Genomic DNA, 14,994 nt, shown 5'->3' on the forward strand with positions numbered 1-14,994 from the left:
TCTGCGTCTGTGTTTGGTGGCAAAGTGCACAGATAAAGCGTAGTTGTGGCATTTGTTTCAGTGGCTATGGCTAGGTTATTCTTTTTAAATACGCATTTAAAGCAATATATTTGCGTTCCACTACAAGGCCTTACTGCTTTTATGCAGTTTTGAAAGGTTGGAGTGGATAAAATAACATAAGCTAAGTCATAAGCATTTATGCCGATATTACACATATTAAACTCGGTAATTGCATTGCCAAAATAAGCATAAGAGGCGTTTTGACAACGAATGGCTTCGTTTAAATTCTCAAACTTACACTTATCAAAAATAATGGCTTGACTAAAACCTGAAATTCTTATGCCGTTTGTATTTACGCTATTAGTTGCAGCAGCTGTTGGTCTAGCCCCACTATTTGGTAGCCACCTACCTTTAAACGTAACGCCATAAAAAAATGGTGCTTTTGTGCCTAAATCAAAGAAAAATAAGTAGTGGTTAGCTGGTAAGTTAGGTCCTGCTATAATTTTAAAGCCATTATCTGCTGTTGTTCTGCCACCATAAATCCTAAGAAATGATAAATCGCAACAACTAACATATACTTGCTGATTTATCACTATGTCGCTTGTAAGATGAAGCTGGATATATCTATCAGTATGTGTAGCTTTGCGGTATTTAAGTGCTTCGGTAAAGACGGCATTAAAATCTGTAAAATGCTTAACTGCTCCTTCCTTTTGCGAGGCTCCTATGCTCCAAATAATGTGGTTTGTAATTGGTGTTTGCTTTTCTGCATTATAGGTCGCTGTGGCTAACTTGGTGTTTAGCTCGGTTTTGGTGGCAAAGGTTTGCTTTTCTGCATTATAGGTCGCTGTGGCTAACTTGGTGTTATCGGCGATTGTGATATTAGCCGTGCCGTCAAAGGCTACTCCGTTTATAGTCCTTGCGGTTTGTAGCTTGGTAGCACTGACTGCGTTAGCGTTAGCGTTTAGCTTGGTGTTTAGCTCGGTTTTAGTGGCAAATGTAGCTTTATCTGCGTTATAAGTCGCTGTGGCTAGTTTGGTGTTTAGCTCGGTTTTGGTTGCAAAGGTTGGTTTATCTGTGTTGTAAGTCGCTGTGGCTAACTTGGTGTTTAGCTCGGTTTTGGTTGCAAAGGTTTGCTTCTGGGCTGTGTAAGTTGTAACATCTAGTTTTGTATCAAACAACGCATTAAGCTTTTGTGAGCTGTAAGTTTGTGTGGTTGAAACGCTATCATCTTTTATAAAGCCGTCTGTTGTTAAGCTTTTAATGTTAGCAATGTCAGCAAGTCCCTCACGCACTGCATTATTTAGTTGTGGTAGTTCTGTTTTAACATAACGCACTTCATTATAGTCGGTGTTAAATTGATTTAGCTTAGTCGTTATCTCACTTGCTCTTAAATTTGCTTCATTTTTGCTTTGCTGTGCTTCGTTTTTTAGCGTGGTTAGCTCCTGCTTTTTTGTTGGTAGTGTAGTAAAAAACACACTCATCTCATTTAGCTTTGGCGTGGTCTCATCTATTCTTGTGTTTAGTGCGGTTATCTTTTGCGTGTGTGTGGTTATAGCACTTTGCATTTGTATATTCTTTGCGGTTACGTCCGCTTGAATTTGTTCTGCTTTGGTTTTAGCACTTTGTGCTTGTGCGGATTTTTCGCTTACCACTCTTGCACTATCTTTTATGTCTTGATAATTGCCTAAAATTTCTTTACAAATCTGCGTAAATTCTTTCTCAGCCATTTTTAAACTCCTAAAATTTTCTTACTCATAAATCTATCAAGTGCTTTTAAATCCTCTCTTTGATTTACTAGCACATATCCACTGCCAATTGGCACGGCGTCTTTTAAATGTTTGCTAGGTAAAGTTTTGTTGTTTTGATAGTCAATAAAAAGATAAATAAATTTTCTATAATTTAAATTTTTAATGCGACTAACGTTAGCCATATAAAAATCAAGATTTGCTATAAACTTCTCATCCCATTCATAATACGGCTCTAAGCTATCGTTTATAACATAAGGTTTTAGCCATCCGCGACGACCCAAAGCCATTTCAAGGTTATAACTCTCATCGCTAAAATTATTAAACTCATACTCCATTAACGCTCTTTTATATGCCATTTCATAGTTGTTTTTTAGCTCGTCCCCCCTTGCTCTTTGTTTTGCGATATGATAAACAAGTGCCATTAAAAGCATCTCATCTATAAAGTCTATCTCGTCATTGTCATTTTTTGGCGTTAAAAACTCTCTTACAAAGTATTTATCGTCAATGTCAAAGTCCTTTTTTAAATTAAGATAGTCAAGTTCTATTTTTTCAAGTGGTGTTACAGCTCTATGGATATCCTTTGCAGCTAATGCCATTAAAAGTTTCAACTCATCATCACCAGCTATCATCACATCTCCACGAGTTAAAATTTTATACTGCTCTTTAAACTCTAAAAAAGTCATTTTACACCTTTTATAAGCTAAGGCTTAAAAAGCCTTAGTCTTTTATACTTTTAGATTTTTAAGCCACGCAAAGGCAACTGGTGTGCAAACTCTTAGTGTAAATTCACTAATTATCTCTTTTTTGATAGCGTCATCGCTAGTTGGTATCTCTCTTGTTTTCATCGCACGCCAATTTACCTTAACAATATCATCGCTTCTATATGCGATAATCTCATTTTCGGCTAAAAATGGATTTAGGATAATTTTTATATTTGTCCCATAGCTTGAATTTATAGCGAGCACTTCATCATCAAACTGCTTAACCTTGTAATTAGCCTGTTTATACTTATCAAGTAGCGCTAAAAGCTTATCATTTTGCGTATCTTTTACCATTAAATATTGATAAGGGCGGTTTTTGAAAAAGCCAATTTTTAGTAAATTTCTAATGAGTTGCATATCAAGTTCAGCACCAGCAGCGTCAATGGTATTTACAGATGTTGCAAAGCTCTTTAAGCCACCACACTTACCAGCTGTTAAGCTACCACCACTATTTACACGAGCCACCGCCGCTTGGTCGCTTAGTAAAATTTGCTCTATGCTAAGCTTATGTTCTAATGAGCTAAGCTCTCCTTGCGTTGCTAGTTTTGCCGAGCCATTTACTCTTGTGCTGTGCTCTTCTGTCCCACTCACACCATATCCATTTTTTACGATTTGAAAGTGATTTTTTAGGCTTGAACCTGTGAAGTATTTTATCTGTGCTGCTGCACCACCTTCAACGTGAGCATTATTTTTATCGCCTGTTGGTATCTCATCATAATACCAGCTATGTCCTAACGCTACGTTTGTGCTTCTATCCGCTGGCGCTGCCGTGCTTATCGTGCTTAAAAAAGGCGTTTGCTGCCAACCTATCCTTTTAATCGTGTTTTCAAGATACACGCCTTTTGTTCCAAAGGCCTCCTCACTTGTGATTAAACCGGTCTTAACTGCCATTTTCTATCTCCTTTTAAAATAATCTTTTGTAAAAATTTAGTTTTTCGCTATCACTAGCCTCGCCTCTATTGATTTTTGATATCATCTCATCGCTATTAGCACTGCCACTTATTGCACGTCCAGTATCAAACTCATCATCCGCACTCTTTTTGCCTTTAAAGTGCTTTAAGTAGATATTTTCTATCCCAACTGGTGTAAATAATCTCTTAGCTAAGGCGGGATTTTCCTTTTGCACTTCTTTAATGTGTCCTAAAACATCGCTCATTTTAAAGTCTGGATACTCTTGCTGAAACTCACGCTCCATTTCGTTTAATGTGCGTTCTTGTCTCATCCTTGCAAAGTCCTCATACTCATCATCGCTTAGATACTTACCGCCACTTTGCGTCTCTTGCTTTGGCTCATCTTTTGGCGTCGCTTGCGTTTCTTGCTCTTGCTCTATGGCTTCTTGCGTATCTATTTGTTCGTCATAAACATCATTTTGCATTTTCATCTCCTTTTAAAACTAATTCATCGCTCTTTTTTGCTTCAAGTTGTGCGATTTTGTTTTTTAAGTCCAAATTTTCAGCCTTTAAATTTGCTATTTGTATTCTTAGCTCATCTATGCTCTCATTTGTTATCGCCATAAGCTCACTTCTAGCCTTTTCATCCTTTGGCATTTTCTCCCACTCATTGCTATCAATGATGATGGTTGCTTTATTTTCTAAGTCATAAGCCACGATATCGCCTATTGCTCCACCACTTATTTGACCCACCTCTTTTTTGCCTTTTTGGCTACTCTCAAATATGCTAAGTCCATTACTAGCGTATGATTTGATTATGCCAAGCACATTAAATTCACTTCTTACACGCATTCTTACTCCTTAAATTTTTGTTATTTTAAAGATTACTTTTCTAATTTTTATATACTTTTTTTATATCCCACCAGCTTTTAATGACGCCATTTCTAGCTCTTCATCGCTTGGCGTGCTCTCGCTTTGTGCTGCTTCATTCATCATCATTTCTTGATCTCTTGCTACTAGTTCTTGTTGTTGCTGTGCTAAGGCTAATTCTTGCTGTGCTTTTGCTTGATTTATAGCCATATCTATTTGCTCTATCGGTGCATTTTCGCCCATTATGTTGCTTATTATCTCTTTTGCAATCACTCCTGCTAACTCAGGCGAATTTACTCCTGCTTGTCCTAGCATTCCAAGTAGGCTATTTAGCTGACTTACACGCATATCTTTGCTTATACTCGTGCCAAAATTTACCTTTATATCAAAGTCTAGTTTATTTCTTACACGCTCACTTTGTGTGCCGATTTTTTCTATTATTTGCATATCCTCAGTCGCTTTTATAAACTCATCATCACTGCTAAATTTATAAATTAGCTCTACAAAGTGCGTTGCGTATCCTAAAAGCATTGTTTCTATCAGCGTTTGTATCATACTTTCAATGCGCGAGCTTGAAGCGGCATTTACTACTTGTAGTGCGGTGCTTGCCCGCCTATCGCTTGGGCTTGTTTGTCCAGTCATTACGCTATTTACACCAGTTGCTATCTCGTATTCGTGATTTAGCATATTTATTTCTTCGCTAAGCGGATAGGCTGCTACTGGTGGTAGTGGTTGGATTAGGTCGCTTACTCTTTTGCCTTGCATTGTATCGGTGCGGATAAATTTCTTATTTGCTACGATATCTGATATACTTATAGCACCTGCTGTTTTATCCACGATATAAACTGGGTCAATTTGTCTTTCAACTATATTGATTTTTTGATTGCGTTTTATGTTGTATTCTTCTTGTATCTCAGCAGCTATCTCAGGTATGCACGAGCCATAAACAGCTATTTCGTTTTCTCTCTCGTCAAGCTCAATGCTAGGCATTGCCTCTATGCAGTATCCAAAGTGAAATGGCAGTGTGCTAAATTTCGCCTCTCTAACTAGCACGCCATTTGCAAAACTCTTTAATCTCCAAAATACCTCGCCATCCTTGCTGGTTTTTATGTAGATATCTTTCATCTCCACACGCTTACTATCTAGTTCATTGTGTGCGTAGATTAGTGCTGTATCTTTTTGTTTGTATTTTTTGTTTTTGATTTTCTCTTTTATCTCTCTAACACTTTGTCCCCAGCGATAAGCCACGTATTCTATGTCATTTATATCACTTGCACTCTTATCAAATGCTAGGTCGGTTATAGGTATAAATTTAGTCCTTATTGCGCGGTAAGTGCTATCATAATATAAGCTTACTATGCCAAGAGGTAGATACAAAGCACTTAATACCGCTTTGCTTAGTCCTATTCTATGCTCTTTGCTTTTCCACTTCTCTTTTAGCATTGCACTTAGTGCATTTGCTAGGATTAAATCATTATCACTTCTATATCCAACACGACTTATCTCAATAGGACAAACATCACTCATAAAGCTGGTTTTAAATATTGAGTGGATTATATTAATGGTGGTTTTTATAAGAGGGACGTAAAGCCTTGATTGGCTCTTTTCGCTGCTTTTTAGCTTTGAAGTGCGGTTATTGTCTTTATATTCGGCTCTATACGCTCTTTCACATTTTAAAAATCGCTCTTTTTGCTCCTCAAGGTTATTAAACGCCTCTTGTATCAGGCTAAGCTCGTCTAGCATAAACTATCCTTTTTAGTTTTTTGCTAGTTTATGCTAGGTTTTTCTAAATTTTATAAACTTTTATTGTTTTTTGTTTTTGTTGTATAATTGTTCCCGAAATTCTAGGCGAACCTTATTTTGCAAGTGGGTGGTGGTATTATCTACCACCTGCGAATATTTTAAACTCATTTATGTTAATTGCTTTTTGTTTTAAATATACTCTTTAATTCATTATAAATTTTATCATTAGCTCTTTGATTAACTACTAAAACCAAAACGATAAGCTCACTCTCTTTGACTTGATACGCCAAACGATAGCCTAAATCTTTTAGTTTTATCTTATAAATGTCCTTATATCACTGAGCTTATCTTTTGCGACTTTTGGATTTTCAAGTCGCTCTTTTATCTTTTTTCTAAACTGGATTTTTATGCTCTCATCTAGTTTTTTCCATTGCTTTGCTGATTTTTCAGTAAATTCTAGGCTAAAACTCATCTATATTATCAACCCTAATTCTATTTTGCTTTGAGTTTAACGCCCTATCTACCTCACGTGATAAAATTTCATCATCTACTTTGTCTGCTATTAGTTTTTTAATCTCACTTGCTAGGATTATCTTACCATTTAGCCCTTTTACTATATCTTTTAATGCTGGGATATACTTTGCATCAACTCTTATATTTAAACTCTCTTGCATTTTTTAATCCTTTTTTGTAATATTATATCCATTTTTTTTAAATCTTTTATAATCTTTCTATTTAATTATACGAAAGCCTAAATCCTAGTTTTTCGGCTTCACTTATAGTTTTTATATAAAATTTGTTTTTTTGGTGCATTTTTATTCTATCATATTGTCCAACACCTGGCAAATGATAGATTTTTTCATTTGTATCTTTATTTGTATTGCATTTTATTTTTGGATAGTTATTGTCGTATGGTAATATGATATGTTCTATTTGCGTTCTTGCTATTTTGGCTTTTGCCTGTTCGTCTAAATTATCATAAACGCTATATAGTCTTGCTATAACTTTTTTATTTGGGTTATCTTGTGTATAATCATTAAGATTGTCATTTAGTTGCCTAATGGTGTTATTGTGAATTTCGCTTTCTTCTTTATACCATTTGCATTGGATTATAATCATTTCATTTTTCTTTTTTGCTATTATATCTATGCCATCATCTTTTTTACCCATTATAATGCCATTGTATGTTACATCATACCCACTAATCTCATATAAATACCCAATATATCTTTCATATCTTGCTCCTATTTCTTCGGGCTTTCTAAAAGCCATCTCGTCTTCGTATCTATCTAAAATTTTTTGAGCGTATTGTTTTGGATTTTGCTTTTTAATAAAACTATCAAATTCTTTTTTGCATATTTTACACTTGTGAGGGCTAAGATATGCCATTTTTTTATTATGCACACAAGGGCGGTAATATTGTTGTTCTAAATATACTGCTTGGTCTAAAATATTTTTTAATATATCGTGTTTTTGTATTAAAAGTTCAAAGCTATCCCCAATAGGTACAAGGTTTTTATTATATGTGCGGACACTAGATAAATAGTTATCTATTTGAGATAAATTAAAATTTCTAAACTCTAATGTAAAATCATTTGTTTTATCTATAAAAAAATCTATTTTTATAGAATTTATTTTTTGTATATAATGTTCGGTTTCTTGACTTAAAGTTTGCCATAGTGTCGCAATTTCACTTTGTTTTTTTAGCATTTCCTTAAAAATAGTATATCTATACTTTAGCTCATCTGTGGTCTCATCTTCTCTTGCTTTGTTTTTAATTTGTATATACTTTTCTTTTATTGCAATATATTCATCTATTTTATATCTCTTAATATATTCAGCTTTGCTTGGCAAAATTTTTTCTCTATCAACATATTGTTTTATTTGATAGTCAAATTGGTTTATCTGGGCTATCCGTTCTGCATTTATAAGGGGGTCTTTGATTAGTATTTTTTCAAAATAGTTTGTTAAAAAAAATAATATTACCGAAATAGCAATACCATACCATGGTAGTAACGAATTTTTACTTTGCCCTAATAACAAAAAAGAAAACCACCCTATAATAACAGCAGCCCCTGCCAATAGGTATACAAATATTTTTTGCCACATTATTTATCGCATTCCATAGCCTTTTTTATTTTGATAAGCCTATCTTTAAATTCTTTTAGTATTTTACCATTACCATAATCTTTAAACAGCTTTATAAATTCCATTAGCTCACTATCAACTTGCGTCTGATGAGAACTTACAATACTCCCATTATTTGAGCCATTGACTATTATTCGGTTTGTGTTGTTTGAAATATTTACACCTGTTTCTAAAAATGTAGGTGATACATTTAGCTTATTTGCTATTTCTAAGAATTTTCCTTTTGGTATTCTTTTTCTATCTTTCCAAGTGGTGAGCGTATTATATGGTATTTCTAAAATTTTACACATTTGCTTATCAGTTTTTACGCACAAAATAGCTCTTATTCTAGCCAAAACAGCTTCTAAATTTTCCATTTTTGCCACCTTTTAAGTAAATTTGAGTATTTTACTATTGACATTTATTTAAAATGAGTATATAATTATTTCAAATAAAATAAATTATTAACCAAAAAAAACTTTCACTAATTATCCCTTTGATAAATTTTCTATTTTTTTTAATTTTTCTATAAAACTATCAATTAGTTGCTCGTTTCCATATTTTTTAAACAAGATTAAAAATTCTTGTATTTTATCGTTACTATCAATATTAGCATTATTTTCATTAATTAAACCAAAATTTTGTCTATTATTTATGCCAATTTGGTTAAAAGAGCCTCTCATTATAGTATCAACGCCAACCCCGAGCTTTTCTGAAAATTCCATAATGCGTTTAGCTGGTATTTTATCCTCTGCTTTCCATCTATCCAAACTGCTATATGAAAATTTTAGAATTTCACTCAGCTCTTTGTCGTTTTTTGCCCCAGTAATTTTTTTTAAAGCCACCAAAATATCATCTATCTCTCTCATAAAATACTCCGTAAAATAAATTATTTACTTCTTTTTATCTTGACATACTCCGAAAAACGATGTATAATACACTTAAAATCTAAGTAATATTTCAGCCAAATCTCACACATTATATCTAATTTTTGGCTAAAAAAAGGACACGAATGCAGACTAAAATAGCCTTTGAAAGCATTGGCGACAGATTAGATGCTATGCGTAAAGTTGCCAATATGACAAAGCAAGAAGCGTTTAAATTTTTAGGGACTACAAAATTTATATACGCAGAAGTAAGGTTTGGTAGAAAGCAAATGCCACTTGATTGGGCGTATAAATTTCACGAGCGTTACGGCTTTCGCCTTGATTGGATTTACTCAGGCAAAGGAGAGATATTTGATACAAAATAGCCATTTTTAGTCTTGCATTTAACTAAGTAGTTTATGACTACTTATTCAAGTGTAAAACTTGCGTTCTTTTACTTAGTATTGTTAAATAGAGTTAAAGTCTTTTGTGGTAAAATCATACTTCAAAGGGGAAATAATGGAAGAAAATATTGTTAAAAAAGCGTGTCGTGAGTTAAACATCACACAAAAGGAACTCGCAGAAATTATAAAGGTTAATCCAGGCACACCAGCACAATGGGTTACAAAAGGGGAAGTCCCTGCAACGTATGAATTTCTTTTAAACCTTATGCTTGAAAACAAAGCCTTAAAAGAAAAAATAACAAAACTTACGGCGTTTAAAGAGCTTTTAAATGAAATTTAAGTTTTTTTATTAATCTCAATCATATTTTTTAAAAATATCCTATCCAAAATAATCAAAATACTTGACTTTATTTATTTAAAATAATATAATGCTCCCAAGACCTGATTTTAAATCATAAAAAGGGAGTTACACAAATCCACTCTATTTAACACACCTAAATTTTTACGTTGGTTAAACCCTGCTTGGTTTCCCCCAACTCTCTTCTTTTAAAGCAGGGTCTAACGAGCGTAAAGCTAAAAATTTAAAAAGGGGAAACAATGAGCGAAACACTAGCAGCAGTGATGATAATGTCCTGCGTTGGAGCGTTTGCATTTGGTGCTTTTATAGCCGTTATTATGATGTATCTGATTAAAACAGATAAAAAGGGATTTTAAATGCGTCCTATTGGCTCAACAAAAGAGCGACTAGCTATTTATGAGCGTGAGTTTATAAATTTGCTTTGTCTTATAAGTTGCGATAAAAGCTTGCAACCTAGCACAAGGCATAAGCTTACAAGAGCTTTTACACTGCTTTATCTTACAGGTTGTAGAGTTAGTGAGATAGTAAATTTGAGTTTTGAAGATATACAAAATATCTTCACTCATAAATCCTTAGCACTAAATGGAGCTACAAAGACAAGAAAGCCACGCACCATATTTTTTAACAAAAATATGCTAAATATGCTTTTAAAACTAACTTATTATGATACAAATGAACACAACGGATTTTTATTTTATGAAAACGGCAAAGATATACCGATGAGTAAAAAAGGACTTACGGCTTTACTAAACACACATTTAGCAAAGCATCTAAGCCCACTTTACACCACACATAGCTTTCGTGCAGGTTATGTTACACGCATAGTTGAAGCCACTGGTAATTTAAAAACCGCACAAGATATCATAGGGCATAAGAGCATAAATACCACTATTGGCTATTTAAGCACTTCAAAACAGCAAAAGCTTGACGCACTTGATAAAATTTTTGGAGATGACAAATGCACTTTATCCCATTAGATTGTTGCGAGAGAGTATTGGAGGCTTCACGTATAGAGCTTTTACGTCTAAAATGGACTGATGAAAAAAATGGCAGAAATGATAGGTTTGTTAAGCAGGGTGGCAAAATTTTTGTTCATCCAAACTACAAATGCCCACATTTTGACGACATAAGCGAGCTTTATTATAAGGCGTTAGAGTGTGCTAAGTCAGAAAAAGAGATCTCACGTTTTATAGCAAAACGCACTAAAAAAAGCGAACACGCCATATATTTTTATTTTAGAAATTTTAAGTTTAAAAATCCTGATTTTGCACGTATTGTTACAAAGCTACTTAAAATTTTTATCAAACAAAACAATCTTTTTGCGGAAATAGAAAATGGCTGATACAAACATATTTGCTACCATAAAACAAACCATTAGTAAAGAGCAGTTTAAAGACTACATTGCCTCAAATTATGGCATAGAATTTAAAGGCAATAACTCAAATGCCTTTTGTCCGTTTCACTCACACGATTATAAAACGCCTAGTCTTGGTGTTTCATCAAACAGCGACGGAGCGTTTTTTCACTGCTTTTCGTGCAACACCAGTGGCGATTTAGTGAAATTTGTAGAGCTAAAAGAGGGTATTAGTGCTACGGCAGCAGCTAAAAAGGTGTGCGATTACTTTGCCATACCTTGCAATGTAAATGAAAAAGAGCTTAGCGATGATGAACTAAGAGCGTATCAAAAAAGAAATGCCGAGATTAAAAAAACAAACGAGTTAAGAGCCAAAAAAGAGGCAGCAGAGTTTATTAAACGCCAAAATGCACTAAAAGCAAGGCTAAAAGAGTTAGCTCCCACGCTAAATAACGATATGTTAAATAACGAAGGACTTTTAAGCGATATTTTTGATGACCTGTTTTATTTTAGAGACAGCTCACTTTTTAGCGTTTATGCAAACGAGCTTTTAGGATACAGCTTTGAACATAAAAGCCCAGTTATTATCATAAAAAATGAAAATGACGAGCCGATAAATCTAAAATTTAGACAAAAGTTTAAATACGATAATAATTTAAAGCAGTTTGGTGCTGATAGAATGGACGGCAAGTGGATAGGTGAAGCAAACGCAAGTGCATATCCTTTTCCATTACGTTACTTTTTGGCAAATACCGACGATAGAGTAGTTATTTGCGAGGGTGAGAAAGACGCTTTAAATTTACTATCGCTTGGCGTTAGAGTTATTACGCTTGGTGGAGTAACTGCAAGTTTTAGCAAGTATCCAAAACTGCTTGAAGTGTTAAAAGATAAAGAGATTTACATTTGGTTTGATAACGATGAAGCCGGATATTTAAATGCCATTAAGAGATATTACGAGCTAAAAGAAATAGCAAAAGACACTCATATTGTTATGTTTTATGCACTTAGAAAATTCTTACCAGCCAAATACGACATTAGCGACTATCTTTTTGAAAACAAAGAGAGCTACTTACAAGAAAAAGACCCAGCAAATAAGCTATTTAACGCCATATCTTTTTCTTGTTTTAAGCCGACAAATGATGTTTTAGATGAGATTTGCGAGTGGTTTAGCACTCTAAAAGACCAACTTAATCCTTACAGACAAAGACCAGTTATTAAGCACTTTGATGAGATTATAGATGAGTTTTTACAAACCGACAAAAAAGGCAAGTATATAAATATCTTTCCAGTTAAAGGCGAGCTTGATGATGAGACGATAAATGTCTTATTTGATGAAGCAAGAGCACTGAAAAAAGGCAACAAAGAATATGATAAATTTAAAGAGCTATACATTAGCACAGCTTTATTCAAAGAAAGAGCTGACGAGGACTTTCAGAAATTCTCTTGTGCTTTTGATAAGGTATTTGAAATTAAAAAATCAATGTTAGCTAGCTATCATCAAACACATATATCAGATATGGTAAATAGCTTTTCAGATAGTTTAATCAAACTAGGCTATAATTTATCTCAATACAAAGGTGAGCTTTATTTTTGGACTAAAACTCACTACGCAAGGCTAGATAAAAACACTCTTTCAAATTTCATTCAAGTTGAATGGATGCAAAAAGCCTATGTTGATACAAAAAAGGTAGTTGTTGATAACGCACAAAAAATTATTGATAACCTACACAATAGAGCTTACATTCTTGATAATATCAAGCGAGATGAAAACCGCCGTATTGTAAATTTTAAAAACGGCACGGCTTTTGTTAGCAAAAACGGCAAATTTACATTTAAGCCACGCCACGATAAAAAAGACGGAGCCTTAACAATTCTTGACTTTGATTATGACGCAAAAGCCACCTGCCCTAAGTGGAATAGGTTTTTAAAACAGGTTTTAGGCGATGAAGATGATATTAAAACACTTATGGAGTTTATAGGATACTGCTTTTTACCTAGCCACGCATTTGAGAGCTTTTTATTTTTGTATGGAAAGAGCGGTGCAAATGGCAAGAGTGTTATCCTTGATACCATTAGGGCATTTTTTGGAGATGAAAACGTTTCAAGCTTACAGCTTCAACAATTTGAAGGACACCAGCTTTATGGCTTAGCAAACAAGCTTATAAATATTGGTAGTGAGATAGATAAAAACGGCACAGATAAAGGACAGCTAGCCAACCTAAAAGCACTCGTTTCAACAAAAGATAGCATTATGATAAACCCAAAAAATAAAGATCCATTTAACTTAATGCCAAACGAAAAGCCAAAATTAGCCTTTGCTGGTAACGAAAAGCCAAAGCAAGGCTTAGATAACGGCGTTTTTAGGCGTATGATACTTCTAACCTTTGATAAAGAAGTAAGAGACGGAGCTAAAATTCACGGACTATCTGAACGCTTTAAAGATGAGTTAGCTGGTATTTTTAATCTTGCAATCGCTGGGCTTCAAAGACTTATAACGCAAGGCAAATTTACACGCTCAAAACGTATGCTAAGTGAGCTTGAAGAGTATAAAGATGAGATAAATCCTATTAGGACCTTTGTGCGTGAGGGCATTATAAAAGATGGCAACTATCTCATACCAAACAAATATCTTTATAACGTTTATAAAGCTTTTATTGAAACAAAAGGTGGTAGAGCCTTAGCCGAAAAGAGCTTTTTTAAAGCCCTTAGAGATGAATGCATGATGAATAATATTGTTATTAGCTACGGACAAAAACGCCTTAATATGGTTTATGCAGGACTTACAAATAACCGCCCAAATTGCGCCTTTGGAATAAGGCTAAGCGATGATTTTGATTTTGAGAGCATAAATATTAGTGGAGTAAGCATAGATGTTGCAAATCTTAGCATTTATCAACGAGATGGAGCAAAAGCAGATGAATAATTTGTCAAGCGTGTCAAGCAATTGTCAAGCGATTTTTTTGGATTGCTTGACGCAAAAAACGCCTAAATTTAGGGACGCAAACGCATTTTTAGTAGCTTGTCAAGCCATTTTCGCCCCTATATATTTTTTATTTTTGTTTTTATTTTTTTATTTTTATTTTCATCAGCTATATAGTAAAAATAGCTTGACAATAAGAAAACTTAATAAAGAAAATAACGATATTATCGGTATTTACTCGTGTCAAGAGATTTTTATCCTTAATTTGACAGGTATTAACTATATAGCGTTTTTTAGGGGCTTTTTGCGTCAAGGCTTTTTTTTAAATCACTTGCATTGCTTGACAAAAAGAAAATTTAGCATTTAAAAAGGAAAAAAGATGAATGAAATTCAAAAAATAGCTTTTGATATCTATTTAGAAAGTGCCGTTTTTGAAAATGACTTTAAACCTATTAGCGAAGAGGCACTTTCTAAGAGGTTAAAAGCACAAGGATTAGAAGCGTCAAGCTCATCAATTAACCGCTGGAAAAATAAATTTAATTGGCAAACCGCCCTTGAAGAAAAAGTCCGCCTTGCAATGAGCGAAAATAAAGACGTCAAGGCTTTAATCCTAGCTAGTGGTTTAAAAACGGCTGTAAAGGATACAAAGGTTGATATTGATAGAAATGAGGTATTACTTGCTGGCTCATACCAGTTTTTTGAGATTGAAGAAAGCAAAATTTTAGCCAAACAACAAAACGGAGAAAAGATAAGTAAAGAGGAGATAGAGCTTATGAAATTTATAGCTACTTTAACAAGCACAAGAAAAGACAAAATGCTAGACCGCCTAGCACTTATGCCAAGAGACGCCGTGAGTGCAGAAGAGGTTTTAAATAGACTTGAAACAATAGAAGTGGAGGTAGAAGATGAATAAGTATTTTAAACAGGATTTATTAGATGTCGCACTCGCATTT

At 34.0% G+C, this 14,994-nt stretch carries 17 protein-coding genes; 6 read left to right on the top strand and 11 right to left on the bottom strand.

All coding sequences use genetic code 11. The annotated features are described in order from the left end of the window. From NYG85_RS03730 to NYG85_RS03780, 11 genes are all read right to left on the bottom strand, one after another. On the bottom strand, positions 1–1,727 hold a 1,727-nt coding region (locus NYG85_RS03730), incomplete at its 3' end, for a hypothetical protein (RefSeq protein ID WP_284937143.1). Positions 1,728–1,729: 2 nt separating this feature from the next. After that, entirely contained in the window at positions 1,730–2,431 is a 702-nt protein-coding gene (locus NYG85_RS03735) for a hypothetical protein (RefSeq protein ID WP_284937144.1), read from the bottom strand. Between the two features lie 42 nt (positions 2,432–2,473). Beyond that, on the bottom strand, positions 2,474–3,400 hold the full coding sequence (locus tag NYG85_RS03740; protein WP_284937145.1) for an SU10 major capsid protein: 927 nt from the start codon (positions 3,398–3,400) through the stop codon (positions 2,474–2,476). A gap of 13 nt (positions 3,401–3,413) precedes the next feature. After that, positions 3,414–3,884, bottom strand: coding sequence for a hypothetical protein (locus NYG85_RS03745; RefSeq protein WP_284937146.1), 471 nt, complete (start codon positions 3,882–3,884; stop codon positions 3,414–3,416). Beyond that, positions 3,874–4,251: a hypothetical protein gene (locus NYG85_RS03750; RefSeq protein ID WP_284937147.1), complete on the bottom strand. Its 378-nt coding sequence runs from the start codon at positions 4,249–4,251 to the stop codon at positions 3,874–3,876. The genes NYG85_RS03745 and NYG85_RS03750 overlap by 11 nt, the downstream gene beginning before the upstream one ends. 60 nt (positions 4,252–4,311) lie before the next feature. Beyond that, entirely contained in the window at positions 4,312–6,012 is a 1,701-nt protein-coding gene (locus NYG85_RS03755; RefSeq protein WP_284937148.1) for a portal protein, read from the bottom strand. Between the two features lie 313 nt (positions 6,013–6,325). Further along, on the bottom strand, positions 6,326–6,484 hold the full coding sequence (locus tag NYG85_RS03760; RefSeq protein ID WP_284937149.1) for a type II toxin-antitoxin system RelE family toxin: 159 nt from the start codon (positions 6,482–6,484) through the stop codon (positions 6,326–6,328). After that, positions 6,474–6,686, bottom strand: a complete 213-nt coding sequence (locus tag NYG85_RS03765) for a hypothetical protein (protein WP_284937150.1) — start codon at positions 6,684–6,686, stop codon at positions 6,474–6,476. Before NYG85_RS03765 ends, NYG85_RS03760 begins: the two co-directional genes overlap by 11 nt. Positions 6,687–6,747: 61 nt before the next feature. Then, positions 6,748–8,121 (bottom strand): restriction endonuclease, encoded by a 1,374-nt coding sequence (locus tag NYG85_RS03770; RefSeq protein WP_284937151.1) that lies wholly within the window; start codon positions 8,119–8,121, stop codon positions 6,748–6,750. Beyond that, the gene (locus tag NYG85_RS03775; protein WP_284937152.1) at positions 8,121–8,516 is read right to left on the bottom strand and encodes a helix-turn-helix domain-containing protein; all 396 of its coding nucleotides are present in this window, start codon (positions 8,514–8,516) and stop codon (positions 8,121–8,123) included. The genes NYG85_RS03770 and NYG85_RS03775 overlap by 1 nt, the downstream gene beginning before the upstream one ends. 111 nt (positions 8,517–8,627) lie before the next feature. Further along, positions 8,628–9,008, bottom strand: a complete 381-nt coding sequence (locus NYG85_RS03780) for a helix-turn-helix domain-containing protein (RefSeq protein ID WP_284937153.1) — start codon at positions 9,006–9,008, stop codon at positions 8,628–8,630. Positions 9,009–9,151: 143 nt separating this feature from the next. Between NYG85_RS03780 and NYG85_RS03785 the strand changes: the two genes are divergently transcribed. The 6 genes from NYG85_RS03785 to NYG85_RS03810 all read left to right on the top strand — a co-directional run bounded on the left by NYG85_RS03785 (position 9,152) and on the right by NYG85_RS03810 (position 14,954). Further along, on the top strand, positions 9,152–9,391 hold the full coding sequence (locus NYG85_RS03785; RefSeq protein WP_284937154.1) for a helix-turn-helix domain-containing protein: 240 nt from the start codon (positions 9,152–9,154) through the stop codon (positions 9,389–9,391). Between the two features lie 133 nt (positions 9,392–9,524). Continuing rightward, the gene (locus NYG85_RS03790; protein ID WP_284937155.1) at positions 9,525–9,749 is read left to right on the top strand and encodes a helix-turn-helix domain-containing protein; all 225 of its coding nucleotides are present in this window, start codon (positions 9,525–9,527) and stop codon (positions 9,747–9,749) included. A 374-nt stretch (positions 9,750–10,123) separates the two neighbouring features. After that, on the top strand, positions 10,124–10,744 hold the full coding sequence (locus NYG85_RS03795; RefSeq protein ID WP_284937156.1) for a tyrosine-type recombinase/integrase: 621 nt from the start codon (positions 10,124–10,126) through the stop codon (positions 10,742–10,744). 17 nt (positions 10,745–10,761) lie between these two features. Then, positions 10,762–11,109: a hypothetical protein gene (locus tag NYG85_RS03800; protein ID WP_284937157.1), complete on the top strand. Its 348-nt coding sequence runs from the start codon at positions 10,762–10,764 to the stop codon at positions 11,107–11,109. Then, on the top strand, positions 11,102–14,044 hold the full coding sequence (locus NYG85_RS03805) for a phage/plasmid primase, P4 family (protein WP_284937158.1): 2,943 nt from the start codon (positions 11,102–11,104) through the stop codon (positions 14,042–14,044). Before NYG85_RS03800 ends, NYG85_RS03805 begins: the two co-directional genes overlap by 8 nt. A 376-nt stretch (positions 14,045–14,420) precedes the next feature. After that, positions 14,421–14,954 carry a hypothetical protein gene (locus NYG85_RS03810; RefSeq protein WP_284937159.1) on the top strand — a complete coding sequence of 178 codons (534 nt, stop codon included), beginning with the start codon at positions 14,421–14,423 and terminating at the stop codon, positions 14,952–14,954. The last annotated feature ends 40 nt before the right edge of the window (positions 14,955–14,994 follow it).

The sequence above is a fragment of the Campylobacter gastrosuis genome (assembly GCF_030249845.1).
GTDB classification, from domain to species: Bacteria; Campylobacterota; Campylobacteria; order Campylobacterales; family Campylobacteraceae; genus Campylobacter_A; species Campylobacter_A gastrosuis.

Excerpts from the sequence above, each read along its gene's own strand:
- NYG85_RS03735 (WP_284937144.1), bottom strand. The coding sequence starts at position 2,431 with ATGACTTTTTTAGAGTTTAAAGAGCAGTATAAAATTTTAACTCGTGGA.
- NYG85_RS03750 (WP_284937147.1), bottom strand. The coding sequence starts at position 4,251 with ATGCGTGTAAGAAGTGAATTTAATGTGCTTGGCATAATCAAATCATAC.
- NYG85_RS03745 (WP_284937146.1), bottom strand. The coding sequence starts at position 3,884 with ATGCAAAATGATGTTTATGACGAACAAATAGATACGCAAGAAGCCATA.
- NYG85_RS03770 (WP_284937151.1), bottom strand. The coding sequence starts at position 8,121 with ATGTGGCAAAAAATATTTGTATACCTATTGGCAGGGGCTGCTGTTATT.
- NYG85_RS03805 (WP_284937158.1), top strand. The coding sequence starts at position 11,102 with ATGGCTGATACAAACATATTTGCTACCATAAAACAAACCATTAGTAAA.
- NYG85_RS03775 (WP_284937152.1), bottom strand. The coding sequence starts at position 8,516 with ATGGAAAATTTAGAAGCTGTTTTGGCTAGAATAAGAGCTATTTTGTGC.
- NYG85_RS03760 (WP_284937149.1), bottom strand. The coding sequence starts at position 6,484 with ATGAGTTTTAGCCTAGAATTTACTGAAAAATCAGCAAAGCAATGGAAA.
- NYG85_RS03810 (WP_284937159.1), top strand. The coding sequence starts at position 14,421 with ATGAATGAAATTCAAAAAATAGCTTTTGATATCTATTTAGAAAGTGCC.
- NYG85_RS03780 (WP_284937153.1), bottom strand. The coding sequence starts at position 9,008 with ATGAGAGAGATAGATGATATTTTGGTGGCTTTAAAAAAAATTACTGGG.
- NYG85_RS03740 (WP_284937145.1), bottom strand. The coding sequence starts at position 3,400 with ATGGCAGTTAAGACCGGTTTAATCACAAGTGAGGAGGCCTTTGGAACA.
- NYG85_RS03795 (WP_284937156.1), top strand. The coding sequence starts at position 10,124 with ATGCGTCCTATTGGCTCAACAAAAGAGCGACTAGCTATTTATGAGCGT.
- NYG85_RS03765 (WP_284937150.1), bottom strand. The coding sequence starts at position 6,686 with ATGCAAGAGAGTTTAAATATAAGAGTTGATGCAAAGTATATCCCAGCA.
- NYG85_RS03785 (WP_284937154.1), top strand. The coding sequence starts at position 9,152 with ATGCAGACTAAAATAGCCTTTGAAAGCATTGGCGACAGATTAGATGCT.
- NYG85_RS03755 (WP_284937148.1), bottom strand. The coding sequence starts at position 6,012 with ATGCTAGACGAGCTTAGCCTGATACAAGAGGCGTTTAATAACCTTGAG.
- NYG85_RS03790 (WP_284937155.1), top strand. The coding sequence starts at position 9,525 with ATGGAAGAAAATATTGTTAAAAAAGCGTGTCGTGAGTTAAACATCACA.